The organism is Burkholderia sp. MSMB1498 (genome assembly GCF_001526245.1).
Taxonomy (GTDB): Bacteria; Pseudomonadota; Gammaproteobacteria; order Burkholderiales; family Burkholderiaceae; genus Burkholderia; species Burkholderia savannae.
In genome coordinates this window covers 50,547-73,508 of record NZ_LOYJ01000070.1, presented here as the reverse complement: position 1 = coordinate 73,508, position 22,962 = coordinate 50,547, and the positions used below count along the sequence as shown (strand labels likewise).

Annotated in this window: 21 protein-coding genes; 12 read left to right on the top strand and 9 right to left on the bottom strand. The window is 64.9% G+C overall.

Annotation, left to right across the window (positions count from 1 at the left end; translation table 11 throughout):
• Positions 1-18 precede the first annotated feature (18 nt).
• The gene (locus tag WS91_RS15610) at positions 19-1,482 is read left to right on the top strand and encodes a radical SAM protein (protein ID WP_226383196.1); all 1,464 of its coding nucleotides are present in this window, start codon (positions 19-21) and stop codon (positions 1,480-1,482) included.
• Positions 1,483-1,776: 294 nt separating this feature from the next.
• On the opposite strand, the gene WS91_RS15600 is transcribed toward WS91_RS15610, so the two are convergent.
• The 3 genes from WS91_RS15600 to WS91_RS15590 form a co-directional block, all read right to left on the bottom strand.
• Complete coding sequence (locus WS91_RS15600; RefSeq protein WP_059670560.1) at positions 1,777-3,081, bottom strand: flavin-containing monooxygenase; 1,305 nt, start codon at positions 3,079-3,081, stop codon at positions 1,777-1,779.
• Between the two features lie 4 nt (positions 3,082-3,085).
• A complete protein-coding gene (locus WS91_RS15595) occupies positions 3,086-4,150 on the bottom strand; it encodes an S-adenosylmethionine:tRNA ribosyltransferase-isomerase (protein WP_038743924.1) in 1,065 nt (354 codons plus the stop codon).
• A gap of 1,032 nt (positions 4,151-5,182) precedes the next feature.
• A complete protein-coding gene (locus WS91_RS15590) occupies positions 5,183-5,650 on the bottom strand; it encodes an Lrp/AsnC family transcriptional regulator (RefSeq protein ID WP_038743926.1) in 468 nt (155 codons plus the stop codon).
• Positions 5,651-5,979: 329 nt separating this feature from the next.
• On the opposite strand from WS91_RS15590, the gene WS91_RS15585 reads away from it, so the two are divergent.
• The 7 genes from WS91_RS15585 to WS91_RS15545 all read left to right on the top strand — a co-directional run bounded on the left by WS91_RS15585 (position 5,980) and on the right by WS91_RS15545 (position 15,796).
• Positions 5,980-7,365 (top strand): amino acid permease, encoded by a 1,386-nt coding sequence (locus tag WS91_RS15585; protein WP_038743928.1) that lies wholly within the window; start codon positions 5,980-5,982, stop codon positions 7,363-7,365.
• Between the two features lie 32 nt (positions 7,366-7,397).
• Entirely contained in the window at positions 7,398-8,600 is a 1,203-nt protein-coding gene (locus WS91_RS15580; protein ID WP_038743930.1) for an amino acid aminotransferase, read from the top strand.
• A 346-nt stretch (positions 8,601-8,946) separates the two neighbouring features.
• Positions 8,947-9,336, top strand: coding sequence for a DUF488 domain-containing protein (locus WS91_RS15575; RefSeq protein ID WP_038743932.1), 390 nt, complete (start codon positions 8,947-8,949; stop codon positions 9,334-9,336).
• A gap of 758 nt (positions 9,337-10,094) precedes the next feature.
• Positions 10,095-10,310, top strand: coding sequence for a hypothetical protein (locus WS91_RS15565; RefSeq protein WP_145986896.1), 216 nt, complete (start codon positions 10,095-10,097; stop codon positions 10,308-10,310).
• A 913-nt stretch (positions 10,311-11,223) separates the two neighbouring features.
• Positions 11,224-11,778 carry an acetyltransferase gene (locus tag WS91_RS15560; RefSeq protein ID WP_060822893.1) on the top strand — a complete coding sequence of 185 codons (555 nt, stop codon included), beginning with the start codon at positions 11,224-11,226 and terminating at the stop codon, positions 11,776-11,778.
• Positions 11,779-12,592: 814 nt separating this feature from the next.
• Positions 12,593-13,627: an acyltransferase family protein gene (locus WS91_RS15550; RefSeq protein WP_059581778.1), complete on the top strand. Its 1,035-nt coding sequence runs from the start codon at positions 12,593-12,595 to the stop codon at positions 13,625-13,627.
• Between the two features lie 234 nt (positions 13,628-13,861).
• On the top strand, positions 13,862-15,796 hold the full coding sequence (locus tag WS91_RS15545) for a collagenase (RefSeq protein WP_059670558.1): 1,935 nt from the start codon (positions 13,862-13,864) through the stop codon (positions 15,794-15,796).
• 275 nt (positions 15,797-16,071) lie between these two features.
• Here the strand turns inward: WS91_RS15545 and WS91_RS15535 are convergent, their stop codons facing one another.
• A complete protein-coding gene (locus WS91_RS15535) occupies positions 16,072-16,389 on the bottom strand; it encodes a DUF4148 domain-containing protein (RefSeq protein WP_059670568.1) in 318 nt (105 codons plus the stop codon).
• Between the two features lie 656 nt (positions 16,390-17,045).
• Positions 17,046-18,212, bottom strand: coding sequence for an FAD-dependent monooxygenase (locus tag WS91_RS15525; RefSeq protein WP_059670556.1), 1,167 nt, complete (start codon positions 18,210-18,212; stop codon positions 17,046-17,048).
• 203 nt (positions 18,213-18,415) lie between these two features.
• On the opposite strand from WS91_RS15525, the gene WS91_RS35915 reads away from it, so the two are divergent.
• Positions 18,416-18,574, top strand: a complete 159-nt coding sequence (locus WS91_RS35915) for a hypothetical protein (RefSeq protein ID WP_156432377.1) — start codon at positions 18,416-18,418, stop codon at positions 18,572-18,574.
• Between the two features lie 42 nt (positions 18,575-18,616).
• Here WS91_RS35915 and WS91_RS15520 read toward each other — a convergent pair whose 3' ends face one another.
• The gene (locus WS91_RS15520) at positions 18,617-18,850 is read right to left on the bottom strand and encodes a hypothetical protein (protein ID WP_059670555.1); all 234 of its coding nucleotides are present in this window, start codon (positions 18,848-18,850) and stop codon (positions 18,617-18,619) included.
• 67 nt (positions 18,851-18,917) lie between these two features.
• On the bottom strand, positions 18,918-19,667 hold the full coding sequence (locus tag WS91_RS15515; RefSeq protein WP_059670554.1) for a helix-turn-helix domain-containing protein: 750 nt from the start codon (positions 19,665-19,667) through the stop codon (positions 18,918-18,920).
• A gap of 360 nt (positions 19,668-20,027) precedes the next feature.
• On the opposite strand from WS91_RS15515, the gene WS91_RS15510 reads away from it, so the two are divergent.
• Positions 20,028-20,216, top strand: coding sequence for a DUF2964 domain-containing protein (locus tag WS91_RS15510; protein ID WP_038743965.1), 189 nt, complete (start codon positions 20,028-20,030; stop codon positions 20,214-20,216).
• A gap of 227 nt (positions 20,217-20,443) precedes the next feature.
• Here the strand turns inward: WS91_RS15510 and WS91_RS15505 are convergent, their stop codons facing one another.
• Positions 20,444-20,893, bottom strand: coding sequence for a hypothetical protein (locus WS91_RS15505; RefSeq protein ID WP_038744168.1), 450 nt, complete (start codon positions 20,891-20,893; stop codon positions 20,444-20,446).
• Between the two features lie 205 nt (positions 20,894-21,098).
• On the opposite strand from WS91_RS15505, the gene WS91_RS15500 reads away from it, so the two are divergent.
• Positions 21,099-21,389: a DUF1488 domain-containing protein gene (locus WS91_RS15500; RefSeq protein WP_038743967.1), complete on the top strand. Its 291-nt coding sequence runs from the start codon at positions 21,099-21,101 to the stop codon at positions 21,387-21,389.
• Positions 21,390-21,449: 60 nt separating this feature from the next.
• The gene (locus WS91_RS15495) at positions 21,450-21,686 is read left to right on the top strand and encodes a hypothetical protein (RefSeq protein ID WP_038743969.1); all 237 of its coding nucleotides are present in this window, start codon (positions 21,450-21,452) and stop codon (positions 21,684-21,686) included.
• A 99-nt stretch (positions 21,687-21,785) separates the two neighbouring features.
• Here the strand turns inward: WS91_RS15495 and WS91_RS15490 are convergent, their stop codons facing one another.
• On the bottom strand, positions 21,786-22,433 hold the full coding sequence (locus WS91_RS15490; protein WP_038743971.1) for a response regulator: 648 nt from the start codon (positions 22,431-22,433) through the stop codon (positions 21,786-21,788).
• Between the last annotated feature and the right edge of the window lie 529 nt (positions 22,434-22,962).

Genomic DNA, 22,962 nt, shown 5'->3' with positions numbered 1-22,962 from the left:
CCCTAGGAGGTGCCATCGATGTCCAGCTCGCCCATCCTGATGCTAGAACGTGTGAGTCCTCGAGAGAGCCTGATGATCGTCGACGGGGATTATCCGCGGCCGCGTGCGGCGGACGTGTTGTGCCGGCCCGAGAACGATCATCTTCTTCGATACGTCGTGAGCGACCCGTTCGGTTCGCACGTGTTTCCGGGTACGAGGGCGTGCTCCCGCGAACGGTTTCTTCAAAATCTTCAGGCCGAGCTGGAGGAACGAAATCCCTATTTCTTGTGGGCGACGATTCCGCTTTGCCAATACCATTGCTACTTCTGTCAATTTCCCATCGTCATGCGCAAGCGCGATGCGGCGGCGTTTCGCGAGCAGGCTCGAAACTGGGTCGAGCTGAACATCGCCGAGGCCAGGCTGTGGCTGACGCGGGTGCCTGCGTTACGCGACGCTCCGGTTGGAGAGTTTTGCCTGTTCGGCGGAACGCCCACTCTTTTGCCCGACGATCTGCTGGCCGAGCTTCTCGATTTCTACCGGTCGAATTTCGGGTTCAACGCCGGCACCACCATTCGCATCGAGGGCAGCCCAGACAGCCTCACGAGCGACAAGCTCGCGCTTCTCCATGAAAAAGGATGCCGAAAGATCACCTACGGCATTCAGTCTTTCGACGATCGGCTGGTTGCGCTCGCCGGGCGAGAACACACGGCCGAGGAAGCCCGGGCGGTCATTCGCGACGCGTTCCGGTTGGGCTTCGAGCGGGTGGACGGCGATCTGATCTATGGATTGCTCGATCAACGTGTCGCGGGTTTCTGTCACGACGTTCGGCGCATGCTGGAACTGGGTTACAGCACGGTCGTGATGACGAAGCTGCACCTTCGCGCGTTCGGCGAAACCGGCACCGCGATCGCGGGCGTTCCCGCCAGGTGGCAGAGCCCGGCGAGCAGGGCGCGTGCATCGCGGGAGGGCCATCGCTGGCCGAGCTTGGGCGAGCAATATCAGATGCGCGAGGCGGCAGTCGCGTTGCTGGAGGACGCCGGGCTCTTCGAGTATCCGACCATGTATTTCCAGAAGCCGCAAACCGGATGCGGACGATGGAAGTCGCTCGTCCTCGATCAGGACAAGCAGTTCGCCGAAGTCGGAATCGGGTTGGGGGGCAGTTCCGCGACTCGGCGTTGCGCGGCTAACGTCGTGACGCGGCCGGGAGAGTACGTCGATGCGATCGCAAGCGGGGAATTGCCGCTCGAGCAGTCGGAAATGAGCGCGGAAGAGGAGATCGCCAGCTCGATGCGCCGCGCGCTCACCACGTGCCAGCCGCTTCGAGACGATTGGCATCGCGCGAGGTTCGCCGGCAGCTCGCTCTTCGATCAGCGCTGGAAACCGGTGTTTCAGAGCCTGGAGCAGCGAGGGCTCGCGACGATTCGACCCGCGGAGGGCACGGTCGCGCTCACCGGCGTCGGCAAGACGCTGGTCGAGGCCATCGTCAACACGGAGATTCGCTGAGCGGTTGTCCGAACACGCGATGGGGCCGCGCCCCGCCGGCCTGTTGAAGCCGCGCGCATTCGGCCGTCGAGCGACGGACGAGTCTTGCCCGGACGCGATCGAGAGAAAGCTGCGTCGCGATTCCGCCAGCGTCGTCATGGCGGGCGAAGGGGGGCCGATGCGTGGGCCCACTGTCGGGCTCGTCGAACGCGTCGGGGCCGATGGCCGCGGCGCGTTTCGATACGATGCCGAAGCAACGCCGGACGGTGGCGCCGACGCGCCCCGCGTCGACGATGACGTGCTCGCAGCCGCGCATCATGATCGCGTGTCGGCGCGGCGTCGCAGCCGGGCGGCGATATAAGGCGCGTCGAGATGGAACCCTGCTACCGTTCCCGAGGACTGCGTACGAAGTCCGTGGAAGCCCAGCCAAAAGAAGCCTTCGACCGGCGTTTCGCAGGATGCGGGCAGTCCGCGAGAATTCAGTGCCCGGCGGACCGCGCCGATCCGCAGCCAGCTCAGGTCGGTGCGCCAGCCCGTCGCCCACACGACGGCGCGGATGCCGTGCTCGCGCAGCGCCAGGCGCGCGGGAGGAGTCGACGCGAGCAGCGGGGGATAGGGCTGCCATGCCGGCTCGATGGTCGGTGGCGGATACCGTGCCCGCTCGCTCGCGTTGCGGCTTGCGATCCAGCGCTCGATGCGATCGATCAGTTCCCGGCAGCCTTGCGATGCGCATGCAACGTTGGCGTGCAGATCCTCGTCGAACGTCGCGATTGCGCCGTCCGGCGAGATGCCGTTCAGTCGCCCTAACAATTGAACGCCGAGCCGAGCCAATGAATGGTGAGAAATCGGATGATCGTGGCCGACGATGGGCATGCGGTCGTGTTGCCCGGCGGAATGCGCGAATGGGCTCGCCGGCGCGCGCAGCAGCCCGATGCGGTCCAGCCAGAACATGATGTCCTCGCCGCGGTAGCTGCGTGGGGTTCCCTCGACTCTCGACGTCGCCAGGTACACGCGGCGGCCGGCCCCGGCCAGTTCCTCGCTGAGCTGCACGCCCGTTTGTCCGCCGCCGACCACCAGAATCGAGCCGTCCTGGACGGCCGAAGGGTTCGTATATGTCCCGACGTGAAGTTGTTGCACGTCGGTGCGCAGATGCCGCGCAAAGTCGGGAATGCTCACGAGTTGATAATTGCCTGGCGCGGCGACGACGTTCAGCGCGTCGTAGCGCTGCGGGCCATCGTCGCTTTCGACGTGTATCCGGAAACGCCCGCCTTCGATCCGCTCGACCGAGCAGACCCGGCAGTGCTCGCGAATGGGAAAGCGCCGCTGTGCGATGCATGCGTCCCACATCCGTACGATCTCTTCGAGCGGGATGCTTCGCCGGGTGCCGGGAAATCCGTCGGTTTGCCCCATCAGCCGTGAATAGGCGAGCGGAGAGTTGATTCTGAACGAATCCCAGCGCGCCGAGCGCCATTGTTCGAGTGCGCGCGCCTTCTCCAGCACCACGTGTTCGCGCCTCTCGCGTTGCAGGACGTAGCTCATGCAAAGGCCCGCGTGACCGGCGCCGATCACGACGGTGTCGATGCGCTTGTCTCGTCGCGTGCTCTCCGTCGACCGTGTCATGCCGTTACAGAATCAGCATGCTGTCGCCGAACATGTCGAATTCGTATTCCCCCATCTCGAGAATCTCCGCGTAGCCGCGCATGAGGAGATCCTTGCCCGCGAAAGCCGCGGTCAGCACGATGTGGCTCGATCGCGGGCGATGCAGGTTCGTGAGCAGCCCGTCCGCGATCTTGAACTCGAATCCGGGATAGATGTAGAGCTCGGTCCATCCCGCTTGGGCGCGGAGGGCGGCGCCCGGCTCGCCATGCGCCGCGAGCGATTCCAGCGTTCGCATGGCCGTCGTGCCGATGGCTATGATGCGGCGCTTCTCCGCGCGCGCGCGGTTGATTTGCTCGGCTGCCTCGGCGCTCACTTCGAAGTACTCGGGCCTCACCTTGTGATGCTCGATCTCGTCCTCGCTGATATGGCGAACCGCGAGGATTTCCGTCGCGCCGACATGCAGCGTGACGTAAGCGAATTCCACGCCTTTTTCGGCGATTTCCTTTAGCACGTCGGCGGAGAAATGCAGGCCTGCTGAAGGAATTTCCAGCGAGCCGGGCTTCTTGGCATAGACGGAGCGGTAGGCGTCGCGCCTGGTGCTCCAGTAAGCCGGGTTCAGTTGGAGCTCGTCGTCGCAGCGCCATCCGTATCGATCGAGGACGCGAGCCAATTCCTCGGCGGGTTCGAATCGCGCCCGCCAGAGTCGGTCCGGCTGTGGCGCGAGCAGCGTGCAGGTGAGGCGGTCGTCGTCGGTGGAGGTCAGCGTGAGGCCGGCTTTCGGCGACAGGGAAGACCGGAGCTCGACGATGTTGGTTCCGTCCGGCTCGTGACCGTACACGATCACATGGGCCGATTCGTCGGCATGCTGGAACGACAACGTGTTCGACAGCATGTAGCTGTCGTTGAACACCAGGAGATCGCCCGGATGAAGATGGTCGGAAATCGTCGAGAAGACCGTGTGCTCGATCGTTGCCGCCGCGCGATCGAGAACGATCATTTTGCCGCTGTCGCGACGCCTGCCGCGCAATTCGGCGGGATCGGTCGGCATGGCATTCCGATCAAGGCCGAAATCAAAATCGTCGGTTTTCATCGTTTATTGTCCTTTGTAGTTCATTTTTTTGAACTGAATCCGATGAGTCGGCATGCGCGTATGCGCGGCAATCATTCTTGGTCGATGCGCGTCGTTGTATTGTCTTCGGCGCCGCAAGATGAATTGAACCATGCAGATCTAACCGAAGGAAGGCGTTTAAACAGGCCGGAGCTTTCGGTGTCTTGGTCATTTACAGACTAGGACATGCCGTATCCGTTTTCAAATAAATAGAGAAATCGAAGCGCACCTTTATTGGGGTTTGCGTCACTCGCGAAATTGGCGTCATTCGGTTGCTTACGGCATGCCGGGACGGTCGGCGAATGCTTGCGGCCGCTCGCCGGCATGGGCGCTCCGGGGCGGGGCGACGAACCGAAATGCGTGATCGGCCGGCAGTCCCCATTCGGGCTCGACAGGAACGATTTCGAGAGTGGATGAGTAATACGCTCCGGACGCCATTGCGCCGGCCGCGACGATCCTCTTCTATCGGAATCGGCGGTGGTCTGGCGTATTGGGGAAGAAGCGCATATGCCGAATTGAATATATCGAGGCGCCGAGAATTAAGCCGTCGGCATGACGAAATATTCGAAGAGCAAGCCGTGTCGATGAGAGTTGATCGAGCAATTTCCCATGAGCGCCACGGGCTCGGCCACAGACTTTTTCCGGCGCGAATTGCGGCGGGTCTATGGGCGCATGCATCACGGAAATGAATGGCGCGCCGGGTCGGCTCGGGATTGCGCGGTCGCGCTGCCGGACCGTCGGCGTCGGCTGCCGACTGCGAGGATCACGCCGCGGTTGATTGCGGGTGCGAGCCGCGGCCCGATTCAGGACAGCAGGGCATCAAGACATCGCTCGATCGATCGGCGCTGATGCGGGCGGCTTATGCATCGCGACGATTGCCGGCCGCGGCCATTTCCCCCTAGGAGCCGGCCGCGACCCTACCGTTCTCCCTGACGAGCCTCATCGGCCGACCCGCGTGCATTCGCGGCGCGCGCTTCTCTCGAGCGCGGCGTGTTTCCGCGCCCGTTCGCGCGGCTACAGCGGCATCGCGCTCGTGCACTTGATCTCGTCGAGACACACGCTCGAATGCACGCCGCTCACGCCGGGGATGCGCATCAGCGTGTCGAGCAGGAACGTCGACAAACCCTTCAGATCCGCGGCGACGACTTTCAGCACGTAGTCGATATCGCCCGTGACCGAAAAACACTCCTGAATCTGCGCGAGCTCGGAGACGAGCTTCTGGAACGTCGACAAGTCGCGAATGTGGCCTCGCTCCATCGTCACCTGGACGAACGCGGTGACGCCGAAGCCGAGCGTGTCGGCGTCGAGCCGGGTCTCGTAGCGCTTGATGGCGCCGAGTTCCTCGAGGCGCCGGTGCCGCCGCAGCGTCTGCGCGGGCGACAGCCCGACGGCCTTGGCCAGCTCCAGATTGGAGATGCGGCCGTTTTCCTGCAGGATCTCGAGCAGATGGCGATCGATGCGATCAAGAAGCGGTTCTTGCATTTTTGTTTCCTTAGCTGTCTCCCGGATGCAATTTTATCTCATAATGTAGGGTTTGCATGAAGGGCTTACGAAACCCCATTTCATCCTGCCGGCGATAAACTGAGCCCCGATTTTTGCGCGAGATCAATGAAAAATCGGTGCGCGCACGCACGCACGGGCGGGGAGCGGTTTTCCCGCCCGACGCACGACGACGCACGCCGCGCAGGAATTCGGCATCCCCAGCCCGGCCGCTCGCCGCGACATCCGCGCGCGGCCGGAACAAGTACACGGCGCCCGGCCGGGTCCGAAGGCGCACCGCCTCCAGAAAGGGCGGATGAGACGGAGAAGACATGGTTTCAGAACAGGACAACGACGGCCTGAAGCGAGGGCTGAAGAACCGCCACATTCAGCTGATCGCGCTAGGCGGCGCGATCGGCACGGGGCTTTTTCTCGGCATTGCTCAGACGATTCAGATGGCGGGGCCGTCGGTGCTGCTCGGCTACGCGATCGCCGGTGTCGTCGCGTTCTTCATCATGCGGCAGCTGGGCGAGATGGTCGTCGACGAGCCCGTCGCCGGCTCGTTCAGCTATTTCGCGAACAAATACTGCGGGCACTTCACGGGCTTTTTGTCCGGCTGGAACTACTGGGTGCTGTACGTGCTCGTGAGCATGGCCGAGCTGTCGGCGGTCGGCATCTACGTCCAGTACTGGTGGCCGGGCGTGCCGACATGGATCTCGGCGCTCGTGTTCTTCGTCGCGATCAACGCGGTGAACCTCGCGAGCGTCAAGTCGTATGGCGAAACCGAATTCTGGTTCTCGATCATCAAGGTGGCCGCGATCGTCGGGATGATCGGCTTCGGCGGCTATCTGCTGCTGGCCGGGCACGCGGGCCCGGACGCCGGCGTCGCGAACCTGTGGCGGCACGGCGGCTTCTTCCCGAACGGCATCGGCGGCCTCGCGATGGCGATGGCGGTCATCATGTTCTCGTTCGGCGGGCTCGAGCTCGTCGGCATCACGGCCGCCGAGGCGAACGACCCGTCGCACAGCATCCCGCGCGCGACGAACCAGGTGATCTACCGCATCCTGATTTTCTACATCGGCGCGCTCGGCGTGCTGCTGTCGCTGTATCCGTGGCAGAAAGTCGTGACGGGCGGCAGCCCGTTCGTGCTGATCTTCCACGCGCTGTCGAGCGACGTCGCCGCGAACGTGCTGAACGTCGTCGTGCTGACTGCCGCGCTGTCGGTCTACAACAGCTGCGTCTATTGCAACAGCCGGATGCTGTACGGCCTCGCGCGGCAGGGCAACGCGCCGCAGGCGCTCGCGCGCGTGAACCGGCGCGGCATCCCGATCGCGGCGCTCGGCATGTCCGCGTTCGCGACCGCGCTCTGTGTGGTGATCAACTATTTCATGCCGGGCAAGGCGTTCGAGCTGTTGATGGGACTCGTCGTATCGGCGATCATCATCAACTGGGCGATGATCAGCGTGATCCACCTGCGGTTCCGTCAGGCCAAGCGCGCGGCGGGCGAGCAGACGCGCTTCAAGAGTCTCGGCTATCCGCTGACGAACTATCTCTGTCTCGCATTCATGGCGGCCATCCTCGTCGTCATGTTCCGGACGCCCGATCTGCGCCTGTCGGTCTACCTGATCCCCGTGTGGCTCGCGGTGCTCGCGATCGGCTACCGGTTCCGCCAGCGCGGCGCCGGCTATGCGCTCGGCGACGGCGTCTCGGCCCGTTGACCCCGATTTTTCTTCATCAGTCAGAAACCGCCATGTTTGAACACATCGATGCATACCCCGGCGATCCGATTCTCACGCTGAACGAGAACTTTCAGAAAGATCCGCGCACGCGCAAGGTCAATCTGAGCATCGGCATCTATTTCGACGACGACGGCCGGATTCCGGTGATGGGCGCCGTGCGCGAGGCCGAGGCCGCCGTGCAGCGCGAGTCCGGTCCGAAGCCGTATCTGCCGATGACGGGGCTCGCGTCGTATCGCGACGCGGTGCAGGCGGTCGTGTTCGGCGAGGAGAGCGCCGCGCGCGCGGCCGGATGCGTCGCGACGGTCCAGACGCTGGGCGGCTCGGGCGCGCTCAAGGTGGGCGCGGACTTCATCAAGCGCTATTTCCCGGATTCGCAGGTGTGGATCAGCGATCCGAGCTGGGAGAATCATCGGTTCATCTTCGAGCGCGCGGGCTTCACGGTCAACACGTACCCGTACTACGACGAGGCGACGGGCGGCCTGAAGTTCGACGCGATGCTGGCCGCGATCGACGCGCTGCCGAAGAAGAGCGTGGTGCTGCTGCACGCGTGCTGCCACAACCCGACGGGCGTCGATCTCGACGACGCGCAGTGGCTGAAGCTGATCGACGTGCTGCAGGCGCGCGAGTTGCTGCCGTTCGTCGACATGGCGTATCAGGGCTTCGGCGCGGGTCTCGCGGCCGACGCGTTCGCGATCCGCGAGCTCGCGCGCCGCGGCGTGCCTGCGTTCGTCGCGAACTCGTTCTCGAAGAATTTCTCGCTGTACGGCGAGCGCGTGGGCGCGCTGTCGGTGATCTGCGACGACGCGGCGGCGGCCGAGCGCGTGCTCGGCCAGCTCGCGGGCGCGGTGCGGTCGAACTACAGCAATCCGCCGACCTACGGCGCGAAGATCGTCGCGCGGGTGCTGACGACGCCCGCGCTGCGCGCGCAATGGGAGGAAGAGCTCGCGGCGATGTGCCGGCGCATCGCGAAGATGCGCAGCGCGATCCACGACGGCCTGCGCGCGCACGTGCACGGCGAGGCGCTGTCGCGCTACGTGAAGCAGCGCGGAATGTTCACGTATACGGGGCTCACTGAAGCGCAGGTCGATTGCCTGCGCGAGCAGCACGGCGTGTACGTGCTGCGCTCGGGCCGGATGTGCGTCGCCGGGCTGAACGAAGCGAACGTCGGCATCGTCGCGGAAGCGATCGGCGCCGTGATCGCGAGCGGCGTTTGACGCGGTGACGCGCGCGGGCGCGCGGGGCCGGTCGGGAAGCCGGGTTGCGGCGCGCCCGGCGTGTTTGGGGAGCGGTGCTGCGCTGCGTGCCTTCGGCCGCGCGCCGGTGCCGCATCGACAGGCGCGGGCGGCCGCGCGACGTGGCTGCCGCCGCGGTGCCGCTGTCGTGCCGCTGTCGTGTCGCCGTTTACGCAAGACGATGAGCCGTGGGCCGGCGGCGATGGATGTGCATCGTCCGCCGGGGCTTTGCGTGAACGTGTGCGCGCCGCATTGTCCGGCGGCGCGTGGCGCGCGGATTTGGCGTCTGCGCGCCACGCGCGCCGGCCACTCTGAACGGGAGTCCAGCATGAGCATCAGCATCGTCCAACTCGGCAAGCCGCGCGCCGGCGACGAGGGCTTGCGGATCGGCACCGTGCGCCGTCCGCCGCGCGGCGTGCCGAAGGAAGAATTCGCGTCGCGCGACTATTACGACGTCTGGCTGCCGACGCTGTCGCCGAGTCCGGAGCTCGTCTCCGAAGCGCTGGCGGCGCAAACCGACGCCGAATGGAAGGCGTTCGCGCGCAAGTTCCGCGCCGAGATGAAGCATGGCGACGCGAGCAAGGTGCTCGACGTGCTCGCCGCGTTGTCGGCGACGTCGAATTTCGCGATCGGTTGCTATTGCGACAACGAGGCGCGTTGTCACCGCGGTATCCTGCGCGAGCTGCTCGCGGAGCGCGGGGCGTCGATTCGTTCGTGATCGGCGGGGTTTGGGGCGCGGGACGTTGCGCGCGAGACTCGATCGCGGCGTCACCCGCGACGCCTCTCATGCGAGGGCGCAGACTTTGCGATCGCGATCGTGGGCACTCGTCGGATACGGGGTGTCCGCTTTCACCGGACGCGGATGCATCGGCACCTGCGAAACACGCGGCGAATGGCTGTGCAACGTGCTTTGCGAAGCGGAGCCGTACATCGATCGCCTTGCGTCCGGCGCGTCATGCGAAGGATGCGCTGATCCAATTCGCTGTCGCGACTGATGACCATGGATGCCAACGGCGCACGTGCCGACCGGCCACTCGGCGCGCATCGAGCAGGTTGCGTGGGAATGCGATGCCGGGCGGCGGGCGGACGACGACGCCACGTTTGTCGCTCGCGCTCGCGTAGCTTGCGACGTGCTTCTCGATTTCGCCCGGCACGGCTGCCCTCATCCGGTTTGACTCCATTCGATTCCGGCAATGCGGCACGATTCGCTGCCCTTGGCGTTGCCGACTTTCGGCCGAACTGCAGTCGGCCAGCGGTTCCGCCTCAGTAGGTTTGCTTGAACCCTTGACTCCAAGCTCCCTGGCTGCTGATCGAGTCGGGCTCGTTGGCTCGTTGCCTGGCGCGCGGCCTCACGATCATGGTCAACCGGCGGCGAGCGGTATCGTCCGGATGCGCGACCCGCTGCGGAATCGGGACGCGACGTTGGCGCCGAGGCCGTCGGCAACTGAGCGCCAAGGCTTGCCGGGAAGGCCCGCGATGACGAACCTGATTGGCCTGATCGGTGCGCAACCGGCCGGTTGCCTCTTGCCCGTATGTGGCCGGAGTTCGGAGCAGGTCGTCGCGCGCTTCGGCTTGCGTGCAACGCGCGTCGATTTCCAGGCCGCAGACGGCAGCCGTATCGTTCGCGACGGCTCTGATGCGTTCGGCGACGCATTCGGTAAGTTGCTCGAGGCGCGCTTGAGCGTTCGTTGATCGCGGGTCGGTCAGCCCGGCTTCTTCGGCCGCGAACCGTCAAAGCGTTTGCTGCGGATGCGTCTTGCCGGACGCTCGGCGCCACCCGGCGCTCGAATGGCGGCGGACGTACGTGCCGATCTGCCCTTTGACGGGCCGTCGGCCGCGCGCTCCGTCCTATTCGCAGCGGCCGATCAGGTTCGGATATCGCGACGGTGCGCGACTTTTCCTTTCGGCCATTGCACTCGACTCCGTCGATTGCCGGCCTGGCATCCCCACGCTCGCAGCAGGCTTTGTCCATGCGCTTCCTCCTCCCGGCTGCCTTGCCGCCGGATGTCGGCGCGCGCGGTCGCCTTCACGTTCTCGGCGGTTTCACTCAATGAACCGCGATATTCTCGATGCGCTGTGAGTGCGTGCCGCTTCGCTCGGGAATCCGGCGATCGCGAGCTGATGCGTCGGGCGCGACGGTGCGCGGGCCAGCAGAGAAACGGGGCGTTCGGCTTGGGCGCGAGCTAGTTTGAGCCCGCCCGTCGAGCGGCGGCGCCGGTGCGCGAGAGCGGGCGGGTGGTCGATCGGTTCGGTTCGTCGTGCTCGTCGTTCTGCTTAATCGCCCGATTGCCCTCTGACGGAAGCTCTTGATCTAATCGCACGGAGAATTCCGACCGATCGATGTGAATGGAAATGGCGGGCTGGCTGGCGATGAGCGGCGCGGGGTTTTCCGTGGAGCCGAGCGGGGCTTGACAGGCGCGCCGAGGTCACCGCAACGTGCTCGGGCGATGGATGAATCGAAATCAAGGCGCTTTGGCTAATTATTTGAAAAATCAACCGTATAAAATACGTACCATCGCCATTGAGTTTGTATGAATATTCTAGATGCCTATGTGTAATTGTCTATAAAATATCAGTTTTACGTTTAAAACAAAAATAGACCGAAATGACTGAAGCGACTGTGGTTAGAATGGCCCGTTCTGGCGATTATCCGAACATTATTTCTCTGCAAAAAGCGAATCAAATCGCGAATCTCTCCGAAGCCGAGCGCAAGAACGGCTTTCTGTCCGCCGAGATTCCCGAGGCCAAGATCGAGGCGCTCGCGACCGACGCCGGCATCGTCGTCGCATACGAACAGGCGGAATTCGCCGGCTTTTTCTGCATTTCGCGTCTTGACCAATGGCGCGGCAATGCGATCATCGACGCGCTCGCCGCATCGTTCGAAGATGAGCGCGACGCCGCCTCCAGCGATTTTTCAGGAAACGCCTGCCTATTCGGGCCGATGTGCCTGAGCCAGGTGGCGCGCGGAAAAGGCATTCTCGAGAAAATGATCGATCTTGCAACGGCGTCGGCCAAAACGCGTTTCAGTGCCGCGATCAGCTTCATTGCCGTCGATAACGAGCGATCGCTCAATGCGGTTGCAAAACTCGGATATAAACCCGCCCATCGCTTCATGTCCGGCGAGCGCGAATATCACGCGCTGACCGTCGATTTCGTTTGAGTGAGAAAGGCCCCCTTTGGGAGGGGGCTGGGGAATGCGGGTTCGAATCCTGTCAGGTGTGCCGCCATTTGTCCGTCGACAATAAAGGGCGTGACGATGCCGCGGGAATGCTCGATCACTAGCGGTTCAAGGCGGCTCAAGGCGGTTCAAGGTGGTTCAGGCGTCGCTGGCGCCAGTCGTCGAGCGCTTGAGCGAAGCCTCTGCGACGCCGGTGGGCAACGCGGTGCCATTGCTGGGTACTCCACCCGCGACGGCGCTACCCGCACGCGTGCAGCGCGAGACCGAGTTGAGCGAGCACGCGGCCCACGTGGCGCTTGCGGCGCAACGGGTCTCGCAGTCGATTCCAGCCTTGTCGCAGGCAGCCTGACCGTGAGCGGGCCGAATGGCGTAGACGGCTGAGCGTCGGCGCAGAGTCTGACGCCCTGGATTCGACGTCCCGGGCTCCGAGGCGGCTGCGCAGGCTGGCGGCCGTCTCGGCTCACGTTCGCCGTTGATCGCCGTCGATCGCCGTTGGTATAAGCGCGGCGATGCGAAACCCTGCTGTTTTTCCGATGTTCGGCGTTGCGCCGCCGGCCGTCGCGAATTGCGACGATGTTGTCGATCCACTGATCCGCGAGCGCCTGCGCCGCCCCGTTGTTCGCCCGCGTCGGTCCCATTCGGAGCGGCCTGCCGGCACGCAGGCGCACACGCATGCGTGCTTGGCGAAGACGCGCCAAACGCGGCGCGCGCCGAAAATTGGCGAATCCGCACCGGGTTTTGTCGCGTGCGCGCAGGCGAATCGTGCGACGCTCCGACGATTTGAGTCGAGAGCATCATGAAGAATCCCGCCGGCCCATTGCTGAGCAACATTCAGGCTGCGCGAGCCGTCGCCGCTTTGTGCGTGGTTGCGTATCACCTCGGCGTCATGCCGTTCGGGCAGATCGGCGTCGACGTCTTCTTCGTGATCAGCGGCTTCATCATGTCCTATGTCGCGCCGAAGGAGGGCAATGCGTTCTTCATCAAGCGCGTGATCAGGATCGTGCCGCTTTACTGGATGCTGACGATCGGCGTGTATGCGATTGCCGTTGTAAGGCCGCAATGGCTCAACACGACGACGGATGGCGTCGCCTATCTTTTCAAGTCGATGTTCTTCGTGCCGTACGTCAAGGAAAACGGGAACTGGGGGCCGCTGTTGAGAAACGGGTGGACGCTCGACTTCGAGATGTTCTTCTACCTCGTCGTGGCGGCGGCGCTCGTCGTCGTCAGGCGGCAATACGCGACGATCGCGGCCTCGGCGGCGCTGATCGTGTTCTGCCTGTCCTCGCAGGCGGTCGGCGCCGGGAGCCAGGTGGCCGACTATCTGGCGCAGCCGCTCGTGATCGAATTCTGCCTGGGCGTCGCGTGCTATTGGATCACCCGCGCGCGCGCCTTCGACGCGGCGCCTCGCGGGTTGTTCGGCGCGGGCGCGATCGCGGCGCCGTTGCTGGTCGTCGCGCTGTATCCCGAATTCGGCGATCCGGTCGGTTTCCAGCGCGTGCTGCAGTACGGCGTCCCGGCGTTCGTGCTGATTGCTTCGCTGCTCGGGCTCGAGAAATCGGGCGTGTCCAGCCGCAACGCGATCCTCGCGAATCTGGGCGCGGCCAGCTATTCGATCTATCTGCTGCATCCGTACGTGATCGGCGTGGCCGAGAAGATCCTGAAGATTCATCCGGGCGCGGGCACGGTCGGCGGATGGTGCGCGGCGGCGGCGGTGGCGCTCGTCGTCTGCGCGGCGGGATGGGTCTGCTACAGGTATGTCGAGATGCCGATTCAATCCGCGTTGAGGTGGCGATCGAGCGCGGAACGCCCGATGAGCGCGCGGGCGAATTGAAGCGATGAGCCGGCGGCCGGCGAATGCGCACGAGTCGCCTTCACGCGAGCCGGCTTCACGTGGCGACTTGATTCGCGCATCGGCGATGCTTCCGGCTGGATTGTTATAAAAATCGATTTTAATGCTTGAATAATTCAGTCTGTTAAAATGCATTAATTTGCTCGATCATTAAATTGACTTGTTAATCATCGGTGTTATATCTTCGGCGATCCAAAATAACCGAGGGCAAGTCAAATGCTAATAACGGAGGTGTGTCGCAAGACCCGTCGCTGGTCCGCCGTCGTCGCGATGTCGGTATTCGCGGGTTTGATCGGATCGGCGGCGGCCAATACGCAGCCGGCGCCGCAAAAGCAGGCGCGCATGCCGCGCGTGCCGCAGAACCTGCCGGTCTCGCCCGAGCAGGCCGAATACAATCTGCCGCTCAGCAGGCAGGATCGCGCGACGCTGATCGAGCCGTCGCGGCGGAATAAGGCGACAAGGAACGGCAAGAACGGGGCGCCGGGCGCCGATTGCCGCGACATGTCGGCGATGACCCAGTATCGCGGCGCGGCGCTCGCCGATTACATCGCGAATCTCCCGGATTATGAATGCCATTACGGTTTGTTCTCGGTCGATAAATCGCTGGCCACGCAGATTTTCAGCGCGGAAAACGTGTATGCCGTGGCGAGCCGTTTTACACAGGAGGCATCTCGCTACGACGCGAGCAATTTGATTTTTGTCAATTTGCTGATTTATTTGCGTTCCGCTTATTACCAATATGATGTATCGGGTCTCGTCAATCCGTTTCCGGAACTCGCCGATCGGCTGCGCCCGTATATCCGGCACAGCCTCGAGGGCGACGCGCTCTATCGTGAGAATTCGCGTGCGCCGAGCACCGCGAACGAGCTGATGAAACTCATCACGAACATGCGGGACGAGGCGTACTACCTGCCGACGCTGAAGGATCGCATCGCGCTCTACACCGCGAGCGCGACGAACCCGCAAGCGGCGGCGCCGCTGTTGCAGCGGAGCGCGGCGGGCGGCTTCACCGGCTTGCTGACGGTGTTCTTCTACGCGCATCAGCGCAGCGGCGCGCAGCAGATGCTCGACAGCGACGCGACACTGCCGGAGACGCTCAATCGTTTCGTCACCGCGAACCGCGCGAGCCTGTCGAACACGAGCGCGGCCTACCAGCTCGCCGATGCGTCGCGCGAAACGTATCGCTTTCTCCGCTATCCGGCGCAGAAGCCGCGCGTGAAGAAGATGATCCAGGACATGCTCGGATCGACGAGCATGACGGGCGCGGGCAGCGACCTGTGGCTGGCGGCGGCCGAGGCGGTCGACTACGGCGACGCGGGCAACTGCGCGGACTACGGCACCTGCGACTACAAGAGGCGGCTGACCGATGCGGTGCTCACGCACCGTCACGCATGCAGCGCGAGCGTGCGCATTCTCGCGCAGGACATGACCGGGCCGCAGCTGCAGTCGGTGTGTACGGCGGTCGCGCAGCAGGACGATTACTTCCACCGGATGATGAAGACCGGGCGCAAGCCGGTCGCGGGCGATCGCAACGACACGATCGAGCTCGTGATCTTCGACGACTACGAGAACTACCGAAAATATGCTTCGGTAATCTACGGAATCAGCACTGACAACGGCGGCATGTATCTCGAAGGCGATCCGTCGGCGCCCGGCAATCAGGCGCGCTTCATCGCGCACGAGGCGTCGTGGCTGCGGCCCGAGTTCAAGGTCTGGAACCTCGAGCACGAGTTCACGCACTATCTCGATGGCCGCTACGACATGGCGGGCGATTTCGCGGCGAGCACCGTGAAACCGACCGTCTGGTGGATCGAAGGCGTCGCCGAATATCTGTCGAGGAAGAACGACGATCAGGAATCGATCGACGCCGCGCGCACGGGCGCATACCGTTTCTCGGACGTGCTCGCGACGCGTTACTCGTCGAGCGACTACGTCGCGCGCGCATACCGGTGGGGCTACATGGCGACGCGCTTCATGTTCGAGCGCCATCGCGCCGACGTCGATACGATCGTGTCGCGCTTCCGCACGGGCGATTACGACGGCTACGAGAACTACGTCGCCTACATCGGCGGCCGCTACGACAACGAGTTCGCCGACTGGGCCCGCGATGCGACGACGGCGGGCGAGCCGCCGCTGCCGACGGCGAGATAGGCCGGCGCGACTGCCTGAGCACGCGCGCGGGACGACGGCGGCGCGAACGAAGCGAACCCGATGGGGCGCGATGATCGTGCGCTGTTCACCCGCGCCGTCGAGTTCGGGGCGGGCGCGCCGGCGGCCGGCGACGGCACGAATGCCTGCCGCCCGCGGCGCGTTCGCTCAGCCAACGCGCGAGAGCGCGCGGTGTGCGCGGTTGTCGTCAGCGCATCGGGCGAGCGCCGTCGATGGGCGGCGCCTATCGCGGCCGGCGTAGCCGGCCCGCGCGTCGATCAGTGATGACGGTAGGGCGCGTCCCAGCCGCCCGACGTCGGCGAGACACGCTGGCCGGACTGCATCGCGCCGCCGGCGGAGCCGCCGTAGCCGGACAGGTCGGCGCGGCCGTTGGCGGGCGCGATACGCGCTTCGGCCGCCTGGATATTGGCCGGATACTGGTTCTTCGAAGGCTGATAGCCGGCTCTTTCGAGTTGAGTCAGCTCGTCGCGCACTTGCGTGCGCGTTAGCGGCCCGTTGGACGGCGGCTGCGCGAACGACAGGGCCGGAACGGCGAGCGCGAGCGCGAGTGCGGCCGTTTTCAGAGCGGATTTCACGATGCATACCTCCATTTGTCGCCGCTGCGGGCAGGCGTGCTCGCAGCCGGCCACTGAAGCTTGACAAATCCGCCTTAAGAGAGAGTTAACGGCGTCGCATCGAATGCTGCCGCATGTCATGCGGTACGAGTGCGCGATCGGACGGTGAGAGACGTCGCGCGGCCGACGTGCGGTCGCGAAAGCCGGCCCGCGATGGCGCGCGGCGATGCGCGATCGAGCGGCACGACGGGCGCGACACGACAATCGCCGCAACGCCGCAACGCCGCGACCGGACTGGCGAAAGCGGCGTTCGATGCGCATGCGCGGTATCCGCGCGCATCGCGCCGTTCGTCCGGCCGAGGGCGAGAACGGGCGGCATGGGGCCGCCTCCCGTTCGCCGGCGCTCGGCCAGGACGAATCGCCGGTACGAGTCGTTGCGGCTTTGATGCCGATGCATCCCCGTCACGGTGGGGCGATTCGCTCGCGCGGCATCGCGGGAGCCGTGCTTCGCGCAGTCCGCTCGCTCCACGAGGCGAAGCGACTCAACGGCGCGACATGGCGACGCGACATGACGCCACGACGCCACGACGCCACGACGCCACGACGTTACGACACCACGACACCACGACACCACGACACATCCGCAGCGATTACTCGGAATATCCGGTCATCCTCGCTCACGCTTCGACGGCCGTCCCGAGCAACGCGGAATCGCGCCCGCTCGTCTGCAATTGCGAACGGAAGCTCGCAAGGAGCGCGGAGCGATCGTGGTACGTGGTCGCCAGCGCGTGGCCGTAGGAAATCACCGCTTCGTTGACGGGATGCCGCGCGCGCTCGAACCGGCCGAGCGCATCGGTGAGCGTGGACTGTCCGCTCAAGTACGCGTCGAGGCACTGGCCGAGCTCGCCGGCATCCTCGATCGCGAGATTCATTCCCTGGCCGGTGATCGGGTGAATGCTGTGCGCGGCATCGCCGAGCAGCGCGACGTTCTGCTTGTGATAGCAGTCGACGTTCATCCGCCCGAGCGGGATCAACGGGAACGCCGTTTCCGCGCCGATCACGGCCATCGCGTCGGCGCTCTCGTCGCCGACGAACTCGCTCAGGCGCGCGATCAGTTTCGTGCGCGTGGCGTCGGCGAGATAACCCTGCATTTCGTCGGCGGGAAAGCTGACCACGATGCGCGTGGCTTCGCTGCCGATCGGATAGAAATACGCGAGGCCCCGGCTCGAATCGACGTACAGCCGGTTGCATGCGCGAACGCTGTCGGTCAGCGCAATCGTGCCGAACGCCATCGGCGTCGCATAAGGAATGCGCTCGGCATCGATGCGCAGGATGTCGGTGCGGACCGTCGAGCGCGCTCCGTCGGCGCCAATCAGCACCTTGGGCGCGACGGTGCCGCCGTCGCTCAGCCCGAGCGACGTCACCGCACCGGCCGCATCTTGCTCGATACGCTCGATCGACGTCTCGAAGCGCAAATCCACGTTGGGCAGGCCGTCGAGCTTGACGAGCAGCAGGCGTCGCAACTGCTCGCACGGAATCAGGATGAAGAAGCCGAGCGCGCTGGACGCGCGATAGTCGAGCGAAGCGATCGGCTCCTTGTCGTGGAACAGCTTCATCGCGTCGCGCCTGAGCCCGCCGGCGGCGAAGACATCGTCGAGCAACCCCATCTTGCGAATGACGTCGATGCCGGAAGGTTTCAGCAAATCGGCGCCGTTTTGCGCGCGGTTGCGCGCCACGCGCTCGACTACCGTGACACTGTGGCCGCGCGTTCCGAGCAGGTACGCCAGTGCGACGCCTGCGATGCCGCTGCCGTTGATCAGTACATCGACTTGCTTGTTTTCCATAGTGGGTTCGTTTTTTTTCCAGTGATCGCCGTCGACGGCGCTTCCCGGCACCGAGCGGGCCCCGTCAGGCGAATTTCGACGCGGGTCTATGAGCGATATCCGTGTGCCGCTTCGATTTTTTACGATGCTTTATTCGTGATTTTTAAGTCGCCAAATTAACGATTGATACGATTTTGTCGGCATTCTTGTCGATCCGGTTCGCGATGAATGTTGCGTTCGTCCGGGATCGACAGGCAGCTTCCCACGGCGGGCCGGCGATCGAGCGCCGCGAAATGAATGCATCGCTCGCCGTCCGCGCGGGAAATCGTATTAAAGATGCAAAAAATATGCAAATAAATATGATGGCGGGAAATAAAAATTGAATGGGAACCGCGTTTAGGATGGGGCGGATTATTTGTTTTGAATTATTGAAAAATATAGTGATTCATTTCATTGAAATTGAAATGAATGTGATGATTGAATCGATCGCTGATGCGGAAATTCGCGATGACGCAGCGCATGCGTCGCGCGACGCGTTCGAGCATGCGTTCAGCCGCATGCGAATCGTGATGCGATACGGACGACCGAGCGTTATGCGAGCGGTGGGCGCGATTGCCGTGCGCGCGCGTGCCGTTCAACGGCGACGCGCGCCCGAGCATCGCGGAATCGAAGCCCGCACGCGCTACAAGGATAGGCCCCGGCGTGCCGGCATCGCTTGCTCGGCATTCAGCGGGCGGTTTTCTTCGCGCCGCGCCGCACGGCGCCGTTCGTCGCGGCCGTGCGCGCGGCCGGCGCCTGCTTGCGTCGTCCGGCCTTTTGCGTCGAAGGCGCCTGCGCCTGCGTCGGCTCGACCTTCCCGCGCGCCGCGCGTGCGCGCGTCCGCTTCTGCTCGCCCGGCAGCGAAGGGAACGCGGGCTGTCCGTCGCCGAAGAGCGGCAGCGTGCCGACCGCGATCAGCTCGACCGGTTCGTTGCCCACGTTCACGACGCGATGCCGCTCGTGCGCGTTGAAGTGCAGCGAATCGCCGGGGCCGAGCGGGTAGTCCCGCTTGCCGACCGTGTATTGGACGCGCCCCGACAGCACGAACACGAATTCGTCGCCGGCGTGCGCGACCCATTCGGAGCAGTAGCCTTCCATCATCGACACCTTGACCGCATTGAGCTGGCTGCCCGCGAAGGTGGTCGACAGGCGCTCGTAGCGCTGCTGCGTCGGACGGATCGAATACGACTCGCGGCTGCCCTGGTGCGAATCCGGCTGATCCTGACGGGGCTGGTCGATGAGTGCGGCAAGCGGCGCGCGCAGCGCTTTGGCGACGTTGACGAGCGAAGAAATCGAAATGCCGGTCAGGTTGCGTTCGACTTGCGACAGGAATCCGACCGACAGGTTTGCCTCGGTGGCGATCTCGAGCAGCGTTTTCTTCAGCTCGCGGCGCAGGCGGCGGATGCGTCCGCCGATGTGCATGATGTCCGAATCCATGAATCTCCCACGAGGCTACGGTTGCCGTTCGACGCAGACAAACGCGCGGCGCGCGTTGGCGATTGCATCGTCCGCGCCCGTTCGCGCGGGCGCGGCGCGGCGATGATGCCCGTGCATTGTACAGCGACGCTTTTCGCTTTTTACGCGTGTGGAGGCGCATTTCTACGCGCGTTTCCGACGCTGCGCCCGGCACGTTCGCGCGCCCGGGCGGCGCTTGACTCAGGTCAAGGCCGCCGTCGCGCGACGGGCGATCATACGCAAAGGCTGGATAGGAAGCACGAGCGTCGATCGCGCGTGACGACACCGGCGGCGCGGCCGCGCAGGATCGAGCGGCCGCTCACACGAAGCCAGGAGACCGTCATGGTGCGCAAATATCGGGTCGTTCTCGCGACCATCGCCGTGTTCATTTCGCTCGCGGGGATGATGGAGGCGGTTCGCGGCCTGCTGTTCGACAGCAACGCCGAATTTCTCTATGGCGTGGTCGCGCTGTCGCTCGGCGTCGCCGCGTTTGTCGTGCTGCTCAATCCGACGCCGAAGGACGAGCGCTGAGCGTATTGAAGCGCGCGTTTTGCACGCGGCGTGCGCGCTGGCGTGTGTTGCGCATCGAGCGGCGCGCTCGCCGAGGAGTGCGTGCACCCGGGCGCTTGCCCATGCCGCGCCCGCGCGCGGCGCGATCGTCGCAAGAGCTCAGTTGTCGCGGCGTTCGGGGCCGAGAGCGATCGCCGGCGGCCCGCCCGCCCGGCGCATTCCGGTTGCCCGAATCGCGGGCTCGCCGTTCAGCCCGGCTCCACCGCCGAATGCGCGCGCTTGTCCGCGAGCGGCAATTCTCCCCATGCGAGCGGAATGAACACGGTGCCGCCTGCTTTCTCGATCGTCTCGACGAACGTGCCGAGCGTCGCGCCCGCGGCGATCGACAGCGGCTCGCCGCCGAAATAGCTTTCGGTCCGAAGCCACGGCGCGAGCCCTTCGTTGATGTCGACGACGCTGCAGGTGAGCGCGCCGCGCCCGGCCTCGGGCGGCAGCAGCGGGCCGTCGAACGCGACGCGCAGGATCTGGTCCGGACTGTCCCCGTAAGGCGGCCCTGCGTACAGCTCGTAAGGCGCCTCGCTCCAGCGGTCGCCGCACTGGCGATCGAGCGGCAGGCACGTGAAATAGGCCCACGGACTGCGCACGAAGCACAGACGATACGTGTCGCGCACGCCCTCGAGATTCGCTTTCAGTGTCATCGCTCGCCCCATCGTTCGACGCTCGCGGCGCCGGCGCGAGCGATGAAACGATCATCGTTGCGCGGCGTGCCGGCGGGTTGACGCAGATCAACCGTGCGCCGTGCGCGGCCGATTGACGTGGGTCAAGCGTGCGCGGCGCCGCGGCTCTATGCTGAGGCATCGATGGGTCCGCTGCCCGGCCGGGCAGCGGCTACAGGAGGTTGTCATGTCGGTCATGAAGGTTTCGTTTCCACAGGATCCACCGCCCGAATATTGCGCGCGCGATCTCGTCGTCGCGTTTCCCGCGCTCGTCGACGAGGCGTACGTGCAGTGCGCGATCACGGCCGAGGCGCTCGAGGATCATTTCGGCGCGCAATCGCTGAAGGAGGACGATCTGCTCGCGGCGTTCAATCTGCACCGCAAGAAGATCGAGCACGCCGCGCAGCGGATGCTCACGGAGATCGGCGGCAAGCCGGTCCTGCTGCACAGCGGGTTCTTTCGATTTCTTTACGAGTAGCGCCCGCGCGCCGCGCGGCTTCGCGACGCGACGCGGCGGCCGGTTCGGCAGGAGAACGACATGACGTTGTCAGGCAACATTCAGGATGGCGACTGGACGGTCGAGGTGACGACGTCGCCGGTGCCGGGCGGTTACGTGTGCGACATCAAGGTGATGCACGGCGCGCCGGGCGGGGCGTTCAAACACGCGTTCCGGCACGGCCGGACATTTCCGACCGAGCGCGACGCGATGGTCGAGGGGCTGCGCGCCGGCATGACCTGGATCGAGCTGAAGATGTCGAAAGCATTCAACATGTAGGCCCGCGCACGGCAAGACACGGCGCGCGTCCGCGTGCCGCGGCTCCGTCGCGCGTGGGAGCGCCGCATCGACGCCGCGCGCCGGCCCGGGCGGCGGCCGTCAATCCTCGTCCGGGTCGTCGATCAGCTTGTGCCGCAGCGCGTAGCGCACGAGCGCCGCTTCGTGCGGCATCTGCATCTTCTCGAGAATCCGCGTCTTGTACGTGCTGACCGTCTTCGCGCTCACGCACAGCTCGTCGGCGATCTGCGTGAGCGTCTGCCCCGACGCGATCCGGCGGAACACATCGAATTCGCGGTCCGAGAGGCGGTGGTGCGGCAGCGTTTCCGCCGGCTCGTTCAGGCTTTGCGCGAAGCGCTCGGCCATCGCGAGGCTCACGTAGACGCCGCCAGATGCGACCTTCGTCACCGCGCCGACGAGCTCCGAGCTCGCGCTTTCCTTCGTCAGATAGCCGGACGCTCCCGCGCGGAACGCGCGCACCGCGTACTGCTGCTCCGCATGCATCGTCAGCACGAGGATGCGCAGCGCGGGCTTTTCTTCCTTGATCTGCTTGATGAGCTCCACGCCGTTGCGTCCCGGCATCGACAGATCGAGCACGAGCACCTGCGCGGGCGTCGAGCGGACGAGCGCGATCGTCGTCGCGCTGTCGAACGCTTCGCCCGCGACCTCGAAGCCGGATGCGTTCTGCAGGATGTGGCGCAAGCCGTCGCGCACGAGCGCGTGGTCGTCGGCAATCAGAACCTTGATCATGGGTGGAAATCTTCCTGTCGAATCGATTGCATCGGGGAAGGCGGCCGGCGGACGGCGGTTTCGATGGCGCGAGGCGTCGTGCGCACGCGCGGCCGCGCGCCGCGCGTGCGGGCCGGCGCGCGCGTGGCCCGGCCGGCGCCAGGCGTGCCGGCGTCGGCAGCCGCGAATGCGGCGGCGCGTGCCCGCGCGGGCGAACCGGCGCCGGGCGCGGCGTGCGCGCGTTCGTTTCGAACCGTCGTATGAGCGGTCGTCAAGATCCTCCCCGGTCGAGGCGGGCAGCGACGCGGCGTCCCGAACGCTCGGACGCAGTCGCAAGAGTGCCGCAGCCTCATTTCATCAATATTGAGACGAAATTGTGCTCGATTTGATTGCTTTTGGCTAATGGGATTGACGCAATGCGTGCCGCGCATGCGGCAGCGCCGCATGCGCGGCGCGCAATGTGCCGGCGCATGCGCGTGCCCGAGCGCGCGCTTGATCCTCGTCAACGGTGGCCTGCTCGCGGCGCGCGAGACTCTCGGCAGGGCGTGCT